Below are 16,294 nucleotides of genomic sequence, written 5' to 3'. Positions count from 1 at the left end.
TGCACGATGAGTACGGCAGCAGAATCCGCCACGGACTTGATCCGCTGGTTCGACCAGGTCGGGATGGACGATGTCGCCGTGGTGGGCGGCAAGAACGCCTCGCTGGGCGAGATGTATCGCGAATTGACACCCCGCGGCGTGCGGATTCCCAACGGGTTTGCCACCACGGCATCGGCCTACCGGCGCCATTTGTCCGAGAGCGGATTGGACGACAAGATTCGACAGATTTTGAGCGGGATCAATTACCGGGACGTGGGGTCGCTTCAACATCACGGCAGAATCATCCGGCACATGATCTTGGACACGCCGCTGTCGGACGAACTCTCCCACGCGATCGTCAGCGCCTACCACGTGTTGTCCAGCGGTCGGGGGGAATTGGCCGACGTGGCGGTCCGCAGCAGCGCGACGGCAGAGGATTTACCGGACGCCAGTTTCGCCGGCCAGCAAGAGACGTATTTGAATGTCCGCGGTCAGGCATCGCTGTTGGACGCTTGCCGGCGTTGTCTGGCGTCGTTGTTCACCGATCGCGCCATCTCGTACCGCACCGATCAAGGTTTTGACCACATGCAGGTCGCGTTGTCGATCGGCATCCAGCAAATGGTGCGTTCGGATCTGGCATCGTCGGGGGTGATGTTTTCGATCGACACCGAGACCGGTTTTCGTGATGCCGTGCTGATCAATGCCGCCTACGGGCTGGGAGAAAACGTCGTCCAGGGGAGCGTCAATCCGGATGAATACTATGTCTTTAAACCGACGCTGCGGGAGGGCTATCGTCCGATTTTGAAACGCACGCTGGGGTCGAAAGCCATCAAGATGGTGTACGACTTGGGTGGCAGCAAGATGGTCAAAAACGTTCCGGTGTCGGACGACATGGCGAGACGATTCGCGTTGTCCGACGACGACATTCTGCAACTGGCGCAGTGGGCGTGCGACATCGAAGACCACTACAGCCGCGTTCGCGGTTCGTTTTGCCCGATGGATATGGAATGGGCGAAAGACGGAATCAGCGGCGAATTGTTTATCGTGCAAGCCCGGCCCGAGACGGTCCAGTCGCGACGATCGGTCAACGCCTTGCAGCGATATCATCTGAAAGCGGAAGGGGTGAAACTATTGGAAGGCCGTGCGGTCGGCGAGAAGATCGCCTCGGGACCGGTGCGGTTGATCCGCGATGTCCATGAGTTGTCGCAGTTTGCCGACGGCGAGATCTTGGTCACCGACAAGACCGATCCGGATTGGGAACCGGTGATGAAACGCGCCGCGGCGATCATCACCAATCGCGGCGGACGCACCTGCCATGCGGCGATCGTCAGCCGCGAACTGGGATTGCCGGCGATCGTCGGCACCGGCGACGCCACGGATCGACTTCGCAATGGCCAGGTCGTCACGATCAGCTGCGCCAGCGGGGATGCCGGCGTGGTTTACGACGGCGAGTTGGCGTTTGAGGTCGAAACGATCGATCTGGGAGCGATCGGCCGCCCCCAAACCAAAATCATGATGAATGTCGCCACGCCCGACGAAGCGTTCGCGCTCTCGGCAATCCCCAATGACGGCGTGGGGTTGGCGCGGGAGGAATTCATCATTTCCAACTACGTCAAGGTGCATCCCCAAGCCTTGCTGGATTTCGACCAACTGGATCCCGCCACCCGGGCCGCGGTCGAACAAGCCACCCAGGGGTATGACGACAAGCCGCAGTTCTTTATCGATCGCCTGTCCGAGGGCATTGCGATGATCGCCGCGGCGTTCTATCCCAAAGACGTGATCGTTCGCATGAGCGATTTTAAGACGAACGAGTACGCAAACTTGATCGGGGGACGCCGCTACGAGCCGAAGGAAGAGAATCCGATGATCGGATTTCGCGGCGCGTCGCGTTATTACCACGAGAGTTTTCAAGCCGCGTTCGCACTCGAATGCCAAGCCGCGCTGCGGGTCCGCCGCGACATGGGGCTGAGCAATGTCAAGCTGATGATCCCGTTCTGCCGCACCATCGAAGAAGGGAGAAAGGTTCAAGCGGAGATGAAAAAGAATGGCTTGGTCCGTGGCGAAGACGGCTTGGAGGTCTACGTGATGTGCGAAATCCCCAGCAACGTGATCCTGGCCGACCAATTCGCCGAAATCTTCGACGGATTCTCCATCGGGTCGAACGATCTGACCCAATTGACGCTGGGGGTGGACCGCGATTCGGCGATCGTGGCCCATGTCTTCGATGAGCAAAACGAAGCGGTCAAACGGATGATTTCCAGCGTGATTGCCGAGGCGAAGCGTTGCGGTCGCAAGATCGGAATCTGCGGCCAGGCGCCCAGTGATTACCCCGAGTTTGCCCAGTTTTTGGTCGAGCAGGGGATCGACAGCATGTCGTTGACCCCGGATTCGGTGCTGAAGACCACCGTGCACATTCTAAAAGTCGAAGGGTCTGGTTCCTGACAGAATCGGTGCCGGAGGTTACAACAGGAGCGTTGCTGAACCCCTTCTGTGAGATTTCCATGACCGACGAATCACGAGCCCTGTTTGACCGACTCGGTGGCACCGCCGCCGTCGCTGCGATTGTCCAGGAGATGTACGCCCGGGTCCTCGACGACCCGGAATTGGCACCGTTTTTCGATGGCGTCTCGATGGACCGGTTGCAGACGATGCAGTTTCACTTTCTGGCCTCCGCCTTTGACGGGCCGGCCGAATATTCGGGGGCCGATTTGACCCGGATTCACTCCGGGCGTGGAATCACGGCGGTGCACTTCGCCAAATTCTGTGGGCACTTCGCCGATGCCTTGGAGGACCACGGCGCCTCCAAACGCGACGTCGATGACGCCTTGGGGCGACTGGCCCTGTACAAAGACAAAATCACCGGCGACGCCAACGTGGATGGCTAGGAGCGGCGAGTCGTCACTCGACCGCGCTCAACGGGGCTTCGGATTCGGCTTCGTTGCAGCTGAACCGTTCCAGCAGGCGATAGAGTTTTCGTCGGTGAATGCCCAGCACACGTGCCGCCTTGGCCTTGTTGCCGTTTTCTTTGGCCAACACATACATCACGTGCGCCTTGGCGATGTCGTCCAGTTTGAGCGAGTCGGGTTTGAACGCGGATTCGGCATCGCTGGTCTCCGCCGTCTCGGGGGCGCTGACGCGGTCGGTGGTATGACGCTCGACATCACCATCGACACAATCGGCGATCTCCGAGGGCAGGTCATCGAGGGTCACATCATGGCCATCGGCCAGGATCGTGGCGCGTTGGATCACGTTGATCAACTGACGAACATTTCCCGGCCAAGCGTAGCGATTGAGCGCATCCCTGGCGGCCTGGTCGACGTGCCAGGGAACCGGCAAGTAGTGATCAACCAAGCGGTCCACGTCGCCTTCACGCTCGCGCAGCGGTGGCAATTCCAATGAGAGGACGTTGATCCGGTAGAACAAGTCCTCGCGGAAATTCCCCGATTCGACTTCTTTGGTCAGATCTCGGTTGGTGGCCGCGATGATTCGGACACGGACAAAACGTTCCTTGTGTGATCCGATCCGACGCATCGAACCGTCTTCCAAGACACGCAGCAATTTGGGCTGCAACGACAGCGGCAGCTCGCCGATTTCGTCGATGAACAACGTCCCACCGTCGGCGATCTCAAACAGACCGGGTTTGTCCGAGGTCGCGCCGGTGAATGAACCTTTCTGGTGGCCGAACAGTTCGCTTTCGACCAACTGTTCGGGCAGCGCGGCGCAGTTGATGGTGACAAACGGTTTGTCCCCGAGCTTGCTGTTCTGTTGGATCGCCCTGGCCACCACTTCTTTGCCGGTTCCGCTTTCGCCCTGGATCAACACCGGCTTGTCGGTCGGCGCCACCTTGTGCACCATCTTGACGACCTGTCGCATTGACGGTGATTCACCGACCAGCTCCAGCGCGGGCCGGCTGCGCGAAATGATCGCTTTGAGTTGTTTGTTCTCGCGACGCAATCGGCCGCGATCCCGGGCCAACATGCAGTGGTGTTCCAAATCGCCCAGCGAACAGGGCTTGGTCAAAAAATCGCAGGCGCCCAGTTTCATCGCCGCGACCGCGGACTCGATCGTTCCCTGGCCGGTCAAGATGATCACTTCCATCTCGATCTTGTCCTGCTGCACACGCTGCAACAGTTCCATCCCGGACATCCCCGGCATGTTCATGTCGAACACGGCAACGTCAAAACTGTCTTGGGCGCACAACTCCAACGCTTCGGCACCGCTCGCCGCGGCGCTGACGTCATGCCCCTTTCGCTCCATCCAACGGGCGGAGGTTTCGCGGAAATCATCTTCGTCTTCAACAAGCAGGAGCTTGATCGGTGAACTGGACATGGTGGCTTGCTGAACTCGTTGGCAAGGTTTTGCGGGTGGGTAATCTGCTCGAGCGATCAATAATGCCAAACCTTTGGCATTCGTTTTGATCGCCCCATCGACTGGCTACCATCGACCCACGGGCGTGCATTATCGCACACCCGTGACGAGAACGCACGACTAGGGTGCGTTTTTTCGTCTCGACGGCAGGGCCACTCGGGAGTCCCGCCTGACTTGATCCCGCGATGGAGCTGGTCGGCGAAGAAACAGGGGGCGAAGACTGGCCGGAATTGAATTCAGTGCGATCCAGACGGATTCGCGGACCAAACCGAAGCGATGGTTGAATTCTATTGGCCGTTCCACTTTCCCAGTGTCTCCTTGACGCGTTCCACGCTGGGGAGCCAGGCTCCCGGTCGACACGGGACTGTAATGCAAACAGCGGACCAAGTGGGTTGGAACAGAGACGACGGCAGCCGAACCGGCCCACCCATGGCGTCGTGACGCTCGGCGGCGAACCGCACGACGGAGTGAAATGGGTCCGGCGCGTGAGCGCGCGGGGCAGATCGGCGATCGTTCCCAATGCGATGAAACGCTCGCCGTTGATGCGGCTCTGTGGCGACGCGACCGACAACTGCGGCACCGCATCGCCGCAAGACCGCGGCAACCCGGTAACACAGCCCCGCCGGTCACTCCAGATCGAACTTGATGCCGCCGACGAAGGTGGCACACAGGTTGTAGAGCAGCGCGCCGATGACGCCACCGATGAATCCGCCGAAGCCGTAGAACAACGGCATCAGGATGATCGCACCGATGCCGCCGATCAGGCCTGCCATCGCGTCGCCTCCCTGTGCCGCCATCCCGCCCAGTGCCATCAGCGTGACCAATCCTCCCACGAACAACCCGATGATGGCGTACAGCACGCCCAGCATGACTCCGCAGGACATCACGTCCAGCCGTTTCACCGTGACGGTTCGACGCGAAGGGGTGATCGAATGAGAGACGTTAGGGGTTTCGTAGGGATTGCCGGTTGCCATGTTGGGATCCTTGACCGAAGCGGTCGATTGGAAGAGAGAATGAGCACGCGCTACTAACGTAGCGTATCGGATCCATGCGGATGGGTGCTTGATCAGGAATCAAGGGGTCAACTTGATGTGCCGTCTCGATTTCATCTTCGGGTTGTGCCGACCGGGAAGGCTCGCGGGCTGGTTCGAACAAACAAATCAAGGTGTTAGCGGAACGGCGCGAGCCGTCCGGTCGCAGCTCGGAAACACTTCAAAGACCGGAGGGCTCGCGCCCTGCCGCTAACAAAACTGACGTGTTGTTTAGTCCCGTGGTTTAGTCCCGGTTTTGGGAGACCAGATTCGCCCGACCGACCAGCAGCGGATCGACGGTGCCGATTCGCTCCAGATCTCGATTGGCGTAGGGGATGGTGTTCAGGACGAACCGCATCGCATTGAGCCGGGCGCGTTTTTTGCAATCCGATTTGACGACCGTCCACGGGGCGTCATAGGTGTCCGAATAGAAGAACATCGCTTCTTTGGCACGGGTGTAATCGTCCCACTTATCCAGCGAGGCCAGGTCGACCGGCGAGAGTTTCCATTGTTTCAGCGGATGGGCTTCGCGTTCCTTGAACCGGCGGCGTTGCTCCTCTTGGCTGACCGAGAACCAGAATTTGATCAACCAGGTGCCACTGCGGACCAGGTTCCGTTCAAAGTCGGGCACTTGCCGCATGAATTCGGCGTATTCATCGTCGCTGCAAAACCCCATCACGCGTTCGACACCGGCGCGGTTGTACCACGATCGGTCGAACATGGTGATTTCGCCCGCGGTGGGCAGATGTTGGATGTAGCGTTGAAAGTACCATTGCCCGCGTTCGGTTTCGCTCGGTTTTTCCAACGCGACGACACGTGCACCGCGGGGATTGAGGTGTTCCATGAAACGTTTGATGGTTCCACCTTTGCCGGCGGCATCGCGGCCTTCGAACAGGATGACGACCTTCTCTTTGGATTCCTTGACCCAGGCCTGAAGCTTCAGCAGCTCGACCTGCAGTTGGTACTTTTGCTTTTCATAGTTTTTTCGCGACATCAAGTTGCGATAGGGGAAGGCCCCGTCGCGCCACCCGCTGGCGAGCTGGTCGTCGGGGCTGCTGCGGCCACGCCCGGCGGACGAGGGGCGAGCTTTTTTGAGCAAGGCATTGCGGAGCACGGTGGCGTCTTCGGGCGAGGCGCCGTCGATGATCACTTCCAGCGTCTTGGCCAGCGTGTGCACGTCATGCGGCGGCGTCGTCTCGATGATGTCGCGGACCGCGGTGATCTTGCTCTGCTGGGCCGCCGCGACGGATTGGTCGACCTCAAAGGCCTGCAACTCGTCCGGCGTCAGCGAGGGTGAGGTGTCACCGTCAGCGACAAGGCGGTTGCGGCGTTTGGACTTCTTCTTTGACTTCGCCTTCGAGCTGCTGGTGCCATTTTTCGACGGTTTGGCAGGTTTTGAGGACATTTCCGAATTGGTGGTGCGAGGGGCGACTGCCGGCGGGACACGCGCGGAATTCTACCGCAGTAGCATAGCTCGTACCAAAGGTCGATGAACCCGATGCGTCGAGTTGCCCACCACGAAACTGCGATCCGAACGTGGGTGGTTGTGATTCCGTCAATCATTCTCCGCCACGACGCCAACGCGGGGGCTCGGTGAGGGTTACAATCAACGTCTTGCCGTTTCCCCCGCCGTTCGCTTCGTCCGGAGCTGATCCATGATGCGATTCCCGATTCGAGCCGTCGTTTGTGCTTGTCTGTTCCTTGGAGTGGCTGGTTTTCCCGATGTCGGCCGTGCGGACGTGCAGGAGGATGCGGCCGCGCTGATCGATCAGGCGGGCGTCAAAGCAGGTTTTTTTGTGCATCTGGGCGCGGGGGATGGTCGACTCACCGCGGCGCTGCGGCAAAACGATTCGACTCAGGTGCACGGCTTGGTCACCGATGCGGCCGGCTTGAAAGCGATTCGCGACCGGGTGCTTGGCGAGGGCGGCTATGGTGACGTGGCGTTCGATCGCATCGATGGCTACCAGCTTCCCTATGTCGACAACATGGTGAATCTGCTGATCGCCGAATCGCTCGGCGACGTCACGATGGACGAGGTGACGCGGGTGCTGGTTCCCAACGGGGTTGCCCTGATCAAACAGGCCGGCCAATGGACCAAGGTTCGCAAACCGCGCCCGGACAACATCGACGAGTGGTCGCATTACTTGCACGATGCCACCGGCAACTCGGTCGCCCATGACGACGTCGTCGCGCCGCCGCGTCACTTGCAATGGGTGGGCAGCCCGCGTTGGTCGCGGCACCACGACCGGATGGCCAGCATGAGCGCATTGGTTTCCACCGGCGGACGGATGTTTTACATCATGGACGAGGGCAGTCGGATTTCGATCCAGTTGCCGCCGAAATGGAAATTGATCGCGCGGGATGCCTTCAACGGCAGCGTGTTGTGGAAAAAAGACATCGACCACTGGCAGCCACACCTCTGGCCGCTTAAAAGCGGACCGTCGCAGTTGTCGCGCCGATTGGTTTCGACCGACTCGGAAGTTTTCGTCACGCTGGGATTCAACGCGCCCCTGTCGGCACTCGATGCCGCCACCGGTGAACTGCTGCGGACCTACGAAGGCAGCGACGCGACCGAAGAGATCATCTCGACGGGCGACTTGTTGTTCCTAGTCGTACGAAAAGGAAAGGCGGAGCTGGAAGACTACGCCCCGCTGCACGGCACGGTCGGTGACCAGGCGCGTTCACGCAGCTTTTTCTGGAACGAAGAACCGCGTGTGTTGATGGCGTTTCAGGCCAGCACGGGAAAACAGCTGTGGGCCAAGAAGACCAAGGTTTCTCCGCTGACCCTGGCCGCCAAAGACTCGCAACTCTACTTTCACGATGGCGAAAAGATCGTCAGCTTGGACGGACGCTCGGGCGACGTCGTCTGGGAAAGTGAGTCGGTGACCCGCCGCGATGCGTTCACGTTTAACTTCGGACCGCGTCTGGTCGTCTACAACGACGTGGTGTTGTATGCCGGCGGCGACGGCAAGATGATCAGCAGCGACGCCAAGAGCGGCGAAAAACTGTGGGACGCAAGTTTCCCCAATAGCGGCTATCAATCGCCGCAAGACTTGATGGTCGTCGACGGATTGGTTTGGCTGGCACCGTTGACCTCGGGCAAGGACAGCGGCGTTTACACCGGACGCAACCCGAGAACCGGTGAAGTCGTCAAATCGTTCGCGCCCGATGTGGACACGTATTGGTTTCACCACCGCTGCTACATCGCCAAGGCGACCGATAATTTCCTGATGCCGTCGCGGACCGGAATCGAGTTTGTTGATCCGGACAAGGAACACTGGGATATCAATCACTGGGTGCGTGGTGGGTGTTTGTATGGCGTGATGCCTTGCAACGGATTGACCTACGCACCGCCACACAATTGTGCCTGTTACCCGGAAGCCAAGCTGTTCGGATTCAATGCCCTGGCCCCGCTGGCCCCCACGCGACCGATCCCGACGAAGGTGTTGGAGGCGGGACGGCGTGAAAAAGGTCCCGCGTTTGGTGCGGAACTGGCAGCGACCCAACCGGCCGCTGCGACGCCGGCGGATGACTGGCCGACCTATCGCCACGACGCCGGCCGCAGCGGCACGACCAGCGGCCCGATTTCCGAAGACGTTGATTCCAAGTGGACGGTCAACCTGGGTGGCCGGCTGACCTCGCCGGTCATCGCCGGCGGCGTCGTCTACGTGGCGCAGATCGACCAGCACACCTTGCACGCCCTGGACGAGACGACGGGCGATTCAAAATGGACCTTCACCGCCGGTGCACGGATCGATTCGCCGCCGACGATTCACCGCGGCCGAGTCGTCTTCGGCGGCGCCGATGGATGGGTGTATTGCTTGACGACCGACGGAGAATTGGTTTGGCGTTACCGTGCGGCGCCGATGGATCGCCGTGCGATGGCCTATGAACAACTGGAATCCTTATGGCCGGTCCACGGCAGCGTGCTGATTCACGATGACACGGTGTACACCGTCGCCGGACGATCAAATTTCCTTGACGGCGGGTTGCGTCTGCTGCGGCTGGATTTGGCCACCGGCAAAAAACTCTCCGAAACGATCATGGATGAAACCAATCCCGACAGCGGCAACAACCTGCAGGAAAAAATTCAAATCCTGCAAATGCCGGTCGGGCTTCCCGACATCTTGTCCACCGACGGGCGGCACATTTACATGAAGTCACAGAAATTTGACTTCGAAGGCAACCGGTTGGAAATCGGACCGAATTCCGGCGACTTCGCCACCCAAGCGTCCAAGCAACGTGGCGAGGACGCGCATATCTTCGCACCGATGGGATTCCTGGATGACACCTGGTTCCATCGATCGTATTGGGTGCTGGGGCAAAGCTTTGCCGGTGGTCACGGCGGTTACTACCAAGCCGGCAAGTTCGCGCCCTCGGGCCGAATCCTGGTCAAAGGCGACGGGTACGTTTACGGTTACGGCCGCAAACCACAATACCTGCGTTGGACCACGGTGTTGGAACACCAGTTGTTCTCCGCCGAGCAGAACCCGCCGGAGATCCCGGAGGGGTTTGGGAAGAAGCGTGGCGGTGGCGGCCCGTCGGCTCCATCGGCCTCGTTCCCGAAATCGCCGAGTTTAAATCCGCAGGGCAAACCGATCACGGTGGAGGCCTGGATCACATCGACTAAGCCCCAGGGCGTGATCATCGCCCGCGGCGGGCCGGCCGCCGGATTCGCGCTGACACTCAAAGCCGGCAAACCGCAATTTTTGGTTCGCAGCGAACAGGGACTCGCGACCGTCGCAGGCCCCAAACGCATCGTCGGCGGCTGGCATCACGTGGTGGGGGTCTTGGGTGAAGACAAAACGATGTCGTTGTATGTCGATGGCGAACTGGCCGCCAGCGGCAAGTCGGGCGGCCTGATTCATACCGATCCCGCGCAGGGCATGGACATCGGTGCGGACGGACAGACCGCCGTCGGCGACTACACGTCTCCGCTGCCGTTTGCCGGTGCGATCGACGAAGTGCGGTTGTACTTTCAGGCGGCAACCGCCGAGCAGATCGCCAAACGTTACGACGACGGGTCGGAGATCTCTGCCGACGCCGTGTTGGCGGTCAGCTTTGACGATGGCACGGCCCGCGACCACGGTCTGCATCGCAACAACGGAACATTGCAGGGCGGCAAACTGGTCGAAGGCAAGTTCGGCAAGGCCATCCAGTTCACCAGCCGCAATCAAGGTCCCAAGAAAAAGGCCGGTAACAACAGCACCGTCAAACCCGGCGACTCGCTGGTCAAACCGAAGTGGGCCAAGGACGTCCCGGTCTATGTTCGCGGCATGGTGTTGGCCGGAAACAAACTGTTTATCGTAGGTCCGCCGGACACGATCAACGAAGAGGAAACATTTCAAAAACTCAGTGAGAGCGACCCCGAGGTGCAAGCGTTGCTCGATGACCAGGATGCGGCATTGATGGGCAAGGACGGATCGTCATTGCTGGCCGTGAACATTGACACCGGTGAAATCGAAAATGAGATTAAACTGGACACGCTGCCCGCCTGGGACGGTTTGGCCGGCGCCAACGGAAGCCTGTTCCTGTCGACACTCGACGGCAGCGTGATGTGTTTTGGGAAGTAGACGCTCCACTCTCCTGAAACATTCAAGCCGACAAATGATTCAGCTTTGCCGGACTGCCGAAACCACGTCTGATACGGCTCGTTCTATGTTCAATCCTTCGCGGGGACTTCTCCTGACCTTCATCCTTTTGGCCTGGAGTTCTTGCGCCGGCGCGTGCAACATTCCGGTCTTTCGCTATGCACTGGAACGTTGGACGCCGGATGATTGCGAAGTGATTGTTTTTCACGATGGACCGCTCTCCCCCGCCGACGCCAACTTGATGAATCGATTGAATGCTTCGACCGACGACCATGGCGGACATGCCAATGCCAAGGTCATGGCCATCGATGTCCGCGGCGACGCAAACGCTGAGCGTGTGGCATTGTGGAACGAAATCGACGCAGACGCGAAGAAGTCCACGTTGCCCCATGTCCTGGTTCGAACGAAGCTGGGGCGGGGACGTTTCGTCAACCATTGGCACGGAACGCTTACCGACGCTGATCGATTGGGGATCTTTCATTCGCCGGTCCGGAACGAACTGCGTGACCGACTGCTGGCCGGGCACAGTGTCGTTTGGTTGCTGATCCGATCCGCCGACCGTGAAAAAACCGAGAACGCCAAACGGCTTGTTCAACAGACGTTCCAGACGCTGTCGTCCAAGGTGACGTTGCCCGAGGGAATTGGTTTGCCGGGTTCCGAGTTGTACGCCGACTTGCCGCTGGTCGTGAAATTCAGTCTGCTGGAGATCGATCCGGACGACCCGAACGAGTCGTTTTTGGTCGGTCTGCTTTCCGGGTTGCGTTTGTCGGCGTTCGAGGACGGAGAGCCGTTATTGGTTCCGGTGTTTGGACGCGGGCGGGCACTGGAAGTCATCCCGGCGGGTGACTTGTCGGCCCGATTGATGGAAGAGCTGACGATCTTTCTCAGCGGGGCGTGTTCGTGTCAGGTCAAAGAACAAAACCCCGGATTTGATTTGCTGATCGATGCCGATTGGGATGGCCAGCTTTTCGGCGACATCGACAACCGCCCGCCGGACCGCAGTGCAGAAGAAGGACGCAATCGCAATCCCGTCCTGGTTCCGATCCCGCAGGGCCGCAAGTAAAATAAAAACCATGAATCGAACCTACCTGTTGATGGCCGGCTCGCTGGTCGCATTGATCGGCATCGTCGTGATGCTCGGTGATCGAGAGAAACCCTCGTCCAGCGGACGGGCCGTGATGCTGTACTGTGCCGCCAGCAACCGGGCGGTGATGGAATCGATCCGCAAGGAGTACGAGCAAGAGTTCGACCGCAGCGTCGACATCCAATACGGACCGTCACAAACGCTGCTGTCGTCGATCGAAGTGGCCAAGCAGGGGGACCTGTATTTGCCGGCCGACGACAGCTACCTGAACCTGGGTAAAGAAAAGGGGCTGATCGCCGAAGAGATCCCGATCGCGAAAATGCAAGCCGTGATCGCGGTCCCCAAGGGGAATCCGAAATCGATCCAAAGCTTGAACGACTTGTTGCGCGACGATGTCCGCGTGGTGTTGGCGAGTCCCGATTCGGCCGCGATCGGCAAGGTCGTTCGTGAAACACTCAGCGCGATCGATCGCTGGGACGGCCTGGACAAGACCACCAAGGCGTATCGCGGAACCGTCAACGAAGTCGCCAACGACATCAAGATCGGTGCCGCCGATGCCGGGATCGTGTATGACGCGGTGTTGCACACCTATCCCGATTTGACCTTCGTCGAGATTCCCGAACTGGCGGCGACGGCGTCTCAGATTTCCGTCGGCGTGATCGCGTCGACCGAACACACCGCCGATGCGTTGCATTTTGCCCGCTACATCGCGTCCGCCGATCGAGGACTGGAGCATTACGGCAATCACGGATTCCGCGTCTCCGGTGGTGACACCTGGGCCGACCAACCCGAGTTGTCGGTGTTCGCCGGTTCGATGCTGCGTCCGGCGATCGAAGACACGATCGCGGCGTTCGAAAAACGCGAGGGGGTGAAGGTCAATCGCGTCTACAACGGATGCGGCATTTTGGTGGCGCAGATGAAAGCCGGCCAGCATCCCGACGCCTACTTTGCCTGTGACAGCGAATTCATGAACCAAGTCCACGACCTGTTTCCCGAACCGGTACCGGTCTCGCAGAACGAACTGGTGATCCTGGTGCAAAAAGGGAACCCCAAGGGGATCTCGTCGTTGCGTGATTTGTCCAAAGAAGGCTTGCGTGTGGGGATCGGTCATGAAAAACAATGCGCGATGGGCTGGATCACTCAGAATACGTTTCGCGAAGGCGGGGTCCAGCAGGAGATCATGCCCAACGTGACCGTCCAAACGCCGACCGGCGACATGCTGGTCAACCAATTGCAGACCGGTTCACTCGACGCCGCGGTGGCTTATCTGAGCAACGCGGCCGGTGCGTCGGAGTTTTTGGACGCGATCCGGATTCAGGGCATCGATTGCAGCGTCGCGACCCAGCCGTGGGCGGTCGCCAAACAGTCCCCATATCCGAACCTGGCATCGCGATTGTTCCAACAGATCTGCTCCACCGAGTCACAAGACATCTTCGCCGCCGAAGGATTTCGTTGGCAGAATCTCGGCAAAGACGCGACGGATGAGTGAGCCGGTGAAATCCACTTCGTCGCCGACGTTTCGGCGCCGCAGCGACACGCCGTTCTTTCTGGTGATGGGTGGGATCTCGGCCTGCTTTATCATCTTGATCGTGCTGCTGTTGGCCGCAGATGTCGTGTTCACTTCGCCGAGTGACTTCATCGATGCACTTCGAAAGCCGGAGATTCAGGCCGCGTTTCGGTTGACGATTTTGAGTTGTTCGGCGGCGGCGGTGCTGTCGCTGTGGGTCGCAACGCCGCTGGGGTACCTGTTGTCGCGCTATCGCTTTCCCGGCCGTTGGCTGGTCGACACCCTGGTCGACATTCCGATCGTGTTGCCTCCGTTGGTGCTGGGATTGAGTCTGCTGATTTTATTTCACCTGCCGATTTTCGGTTGGGAATTGGAAGCCTGGTTGCGTGACAGCGTCGGTTTTCCGGTCACGTATCAATGGCCTGCCGTCGTGCTCGCACAGTTCTCGGTCGCTTGTGCCTTTGCGGTGCGAACGATGCGAGTGACGTTCGACCAGATCGATCCGCGTGCCGAAGACGTGGCGCGGACGCTCGGTTGCACGCGGGGTCAGGCGTTCATGCAGATCGCCCTGCCGCAAGCGTGGCGTGGGATGATCGCCGCGACGACGATCGCCTGGGCACGGGCGCTCGGCGAGTTCGGGCCGATCTTGGTGTTCGCCGGGGCGACGCGGATGCGGACGGAGGTGCTTTCGACGACGGTCTTTTTGGAGTTGAGTATCGGCCAGCTGAACGCCGCCGTCGCCGTCTCGCTGTTGATGGTCGCGATGGCCGTCGTCGTGTTGTTGATTCTTCGCGTGCTCGGGACGGGGTTGAACGCGTGATCGAGTTGGACCATGTCTCCATTCATGCCGGCGAGTTTTCGCTCTCGGACATCTGCATGCAAGTTCCCCGCGGTCACTACGCCGTGCTGATGGGGCGGACCGGTCGCGGCAAGACCACGATCCTGGAATCGATTTGCGGGTTACGCAAGGTCACCTCGGGGCGAATTCTGATCGACGGCGTCGACGTGACGACGTGGTTGCCGGGGGATCGCCAAATCGGATATGTCCCCCAAGACCTGGCGCTCTTTCCCACGCTGACGGTCGGACAACACTTGGCGTTCGCGTTGCGGTTGCGGAAACGTCCGCAGAGCGAGATCGACGAGCGGATTTCTCAGCTCGCCAAAGTGCTCGGGATCACATCGCTGTTGGGGCGCAAGGTCGACGCGCTCAGTGGCGGCGAATCACAACGGGTCGCACTCGGTCGGGCGCTGTCGTTTCGCCCCGCCGTGTTGTTGCTCGATGAACCGCTCAGCGCACTCGACGAATCGACTCGCGCGGAGATGCACGAATTGCTCAAACGGGTCAAGGAGACGACCGGAGTCACGACGCTGCACGTCACCCACAGCAACGAAGAAGCCGAAGTCTTGGCGGATCAGCGTTTCGAACTCCACGACGGGGTGTTGACGGTGGCGTAAGCGTCCAGCTTGCGATCGCACGAGTGGCGTAAGCTTCCAGCTTGCGATCGCACGAGTGGCGTAAGCTTCCAGCTTGCGATCGGGACAGCGCAAGCGTCCCGCTTAAAAACGCAAGCTAGAAGCTTACGCCACTAGTAGGTCGGCACGGTGGCATCAATCTGTTTGGACCAGCGATTGATTCCGCCGTTCAAATTGCTGACGTCGGTGAATCCGGCGTCACGTAACAATTGGACGGCTTTGGCGCTCCGCAGGCCCATTTTGCAGTGAACGACGATCGGCAAGGAACGATCCAGTTCGCCGGTTCGCGTCGGCAATTCATCGAGGGGGATCAGTGTCCCGCCGAGATTGCAGATGTCGTACTCGTGCTGCTGACGGACGTCCAAGATCGTCAGCGGCTCGGCGGCATCGATGCGCCGTTTCAATTCGGACGGCTCGATGTCCCAGGGGCTTTGTGCGGTGTCCTGTTTGGGCGTCCCGCAAAACTGGTCGTAGTCGATCGGGGCGGTGATGGTCGGCTGATCGCCGCACACCGGGCACTTCGGATCTCGGCTGACTTTTAATTCGCGAAACTTCATCTCCAGGGCATCGAGCAACAACAGCCTACCCGAAAGGGACTCGCCGATCCCCAAGATCAACTTGATCGCTTCGGTCGCTTGAAGGGTTCCGACGATGCCCGGCAAGATCCCCAGCACACCGCCTTCGGCACAGTTGGGAATCATCCCCGGATCGGGCGGTTTCGGGTACAGGCATCGATAGCAGGGGCCGCCGGGCAGCCCGAACACGGACGCCTGGCCTTCGAACCGAAAGATGCTGCCGTAGCAGTTCGGTTTGCCGAGCAGGACGCAGACATCGTTGACCAGGTAGCGTGTCGCAAAGTTATCGGTGCCGTCGATGATGATGTCATAATCGGCACTGATCCGCATCGCGTTGGCGCTGCTGAACGCTTCGTCGTGCTGGTCGACTTGAACCAAGGGGTTGACCCGCCGGATGGATTCAGCCGCCGACTGGACTTTGGGCCGGCCGACGTCGTCGGAGCCGTGGATGATTTGTCGCTGCAGATTCGAGTACTCGACCCGGTCAAAGTCGACGATTCCGAGTCGGCCGACGCCGGCGGCGGCCAGATACAAACTGACCGGTGACCCCAATCCCCCGGTTCCCACGATCAGGACCGAGGCCGATTTCAATTTGACTTGGCCATCGGCGCCAACTTCCGGCAGCGTCAGATGCCGGGCGTAGCGAGCCGTCTCTTCCCGTACTAGCAGTGTTTTTTCCGCCATCC

General features: G+C 59.8%; 11 protein-coding genes. 7 read left to right on the top strand and 4 right to left on the bottom strand.

The features are described from left to right. The first annotated feature begins 6 nt into the window (after window positions 1-6). Together ppsA and Enr13x_RS12370 are read left to right on the top strand one after the other, a co-directional pair. Window positions 7-2,421 (top strand): phosphoenolpyruvate synthase, encoded by a 2,415-nt coding sequence (ppsA, locus tag Enr13x_RS12375; protein ID WP_145386424.1) that lies wholly within the window; start codon window positions 7-9, stop codon window positions 2,419-2,421. Between the two features lie 59 nt (window positions 2,422-2,480). Beyond that, window positions 2,481-2,864: a group I truncated hemoglobin gene (locus tag Enr13x_RS12370; protein WP_145386422.1), complete on the top strand. Its 384-nt coding sequence runs from the start codon at window positions 2,481-2,483 to the stop codon at window positions 2,862-2,864. 13 nt (window positions 2,865-2,877) lie between these two features. Here Enr13x_RS12370 and Enr13x_RS12365 read toward each other — a convergent pair whose 3' ends face one another. The 3 genes from Enr13x_RS12365 to ppk2 all read right to left on the bottom strand — a co-directional run bounded on the left by Enr13x_RS12365 (window position 2,878) and on the right by ppk2 (window position 6,783). Further along, window positions 2,878-4,308, bottom strand: a complete 1,431-nt coding sequence (locus tag Enr13x_RS12365; protein WP_145386420.1) for a sigma-54-dependent transcriptional regulator — start codon at window positions 4,306-4,308, stop codon at window positions 2,878-2,880. Between the two features lie 665 nt (window positions 4,309-4,973). Further along, on the bottom strand, window positions 4,974-5,321 hold the full coding sequence (locus tag Enr13x_RS12360; protein WP_145386418.1) for a hypothetical protein: 348 nt from the start codon (window positions 5,319-5,321) through the stop codon (window positions 4,974-4,976). Window positions 5,322-5,622: 301 nt separating this feature from the next. Continuing rightward, window positions 5,623-6,783, bottom strand: coding sequence for a polyphosphate kinase 2 (ppk2, locus tag Enr13x_RS38930; protein ID WP_145386416.1), 1,161 nt, complete (start codon window positions 6,781-6,783; stop codon window positions 5,623-5,625). Window positions 6,784-7,033: 250 nt separating this feature from the next. Here ppk2 and Enr13x_RS12350 point away from each other — a divergent pair, with 250 nt between their 5' ends. The 5 genes from Enr13x_RS12350 (at window position 7,034) to Enr13x_RS12330 (ending at window position 15,015) form a co-directional block, all read left to right on the top strand. After that, window positions 7,034-10,951: an outer membrane protein assembly factor BamB family protein gene (locus Enr13x_RS12350; protein ID WP_145386414.1), complete on the top strand. Its 3,918-nt coding sequence runs from the start codon at window positions 7,034-7,036 to the stop codon at window positions 10,949-10,951. A 211-nt stretch (window positions 10,952-11,162) separates the two neighbouring features. Continuing rightward, a complete protein-coding gene (locus Enr13x_RS12345) occupies window positions 11,163-12,032 on the top strand; it encodes a hypothetical protein (protein WP_231744237.1) in 870 nt (289 codons plus the stop codon). 10 nt (window positions 12,033-12,042) lie between these two features. Beyond that, window positions 12,043-13,542: a substrate-binding domain-containing protein gene (locus Enr13x_RS12340; RefSeq protein WP_197455982.1), complete on the top strand. Its 1,500-nt coding sequence runs from the start codon at window positions 12,043-12,045 to the stop codon at window positions 13,540-13,542. Window positions 13,543-13,546: 4 nt separating this feature from the next. After that, a complete protein-coding gene (locus tag Enr13x_RS12335; protein ID WP_231744236.1) occupies window positions 13,547-14,380 on the top strand; it encodes an ABC transporter permease in 834 nt (277 codons plus the stop codon). Continuing rightward, entirely contained in the window at window positions 14,377-15,015 is a 639-nt protein-coding gene (locus Enr13x_RS12330) for an ABC transporter ATP-binding protein (RefSeq protein ID WP_145386406.1), read from the top strand. Before Enr13x_RS12335 ends, Enr13x_RS12330 begins: the two co-directional genes overlap by 4 nt. A gap of 131 nt (window positions 15,016-15,146) precedes the next feature. Here the strand turns inward: Enr13x_RS12330 and moeB are convergent, their stop codons facing one another. Next, window positions 15,147-16,292, bottom strand: a complete 1,146-nt coding sequence (gene moeB, locus Enr13x_RS12325; protein ID WP_145386405.1) for a molybdopterin-synthase adenylyltransferase MoeB — start codon at window positions 16,290-16,292, stop codon at window positions 15,147-15,149. Window positions 16,293-16,294: the final 2 nt, after the last annotated feature.

The organism is Stieleria neptunia (assembly GCF_007754155.1).
GTDB lineage: Bacteria > Planctomycetota > Planctomycetia > Pirellulales > Pirellulaceae > Stieleria > Stieleria neptunia.
The sequence above is the reverse complement of the archived record's forward strand: the minus strand, read 5'-3'. Positions and strand labels throughout refer to the sequence as shown.

What these genes read in the sequence shown, in the direction of transcription:
- ppk2 (WP_145386416.1), bottom strand. Translation starts at nt 6,783, where the DNA reads ATGTCCTCAAAACCTGCCAAACCGTCGAAAAATGGCACCAGCAGCTCG.
- Enr13x_RS12365 (WP_145386420.1), bottom strand. Translation starts at nt 4,308, where the DNA reads ATGTCCAGTTCACCGATCAAGCTCCTGCTTGTTGAAGACGAAGATGAT.
- moeB (WP_145386405.1), bottom strand. Translation starts at nt 16,292, where the DNA reads ATGGCGGAAAAAACACTGCTAGTACGGGAAGAGACGGCTCGCTACGCC.
- Enr13x_RS12370 (WP_145386422.1), top strand. Translation starts at nt 2,481, where the DNA reads ATGACCGACGAATCACGAGCCCTGTTTGACCGACTCGGTGGCACCGCC.
- Enr13x_RS12340 (WP_197455982.1), top strand. Translation starts at nt 12,043, where the DNA reads ATGAATCGAACCTACCTGTTGATGGCCGGCTCGCTGGTCGCATTGATC.
- ppsA (WP_145386424.1), top strand. Translation starts at nt 7, where the DNA reads ATGAGTACGGCAGCAGAATCCGCCACGGACTTGATCCGCTGGTTCGAC.
- Enr13x_RS12360 (WP_145386418.1), bottom strand. Translation starts at nt 5,321, where the DNA reads ATGGCAACCGGCAATCCCTACGAAACCCCTAACGTCTCTCATTCGATC.
- Enr13x_RS12350 (WP_145386414.1), top strand. Translation starts at nt 7,034, where the DNA reads ATGATGCGATTCCCGATTCGAGCCGTCGTTTGTGCTTGTCTGTTCCTT.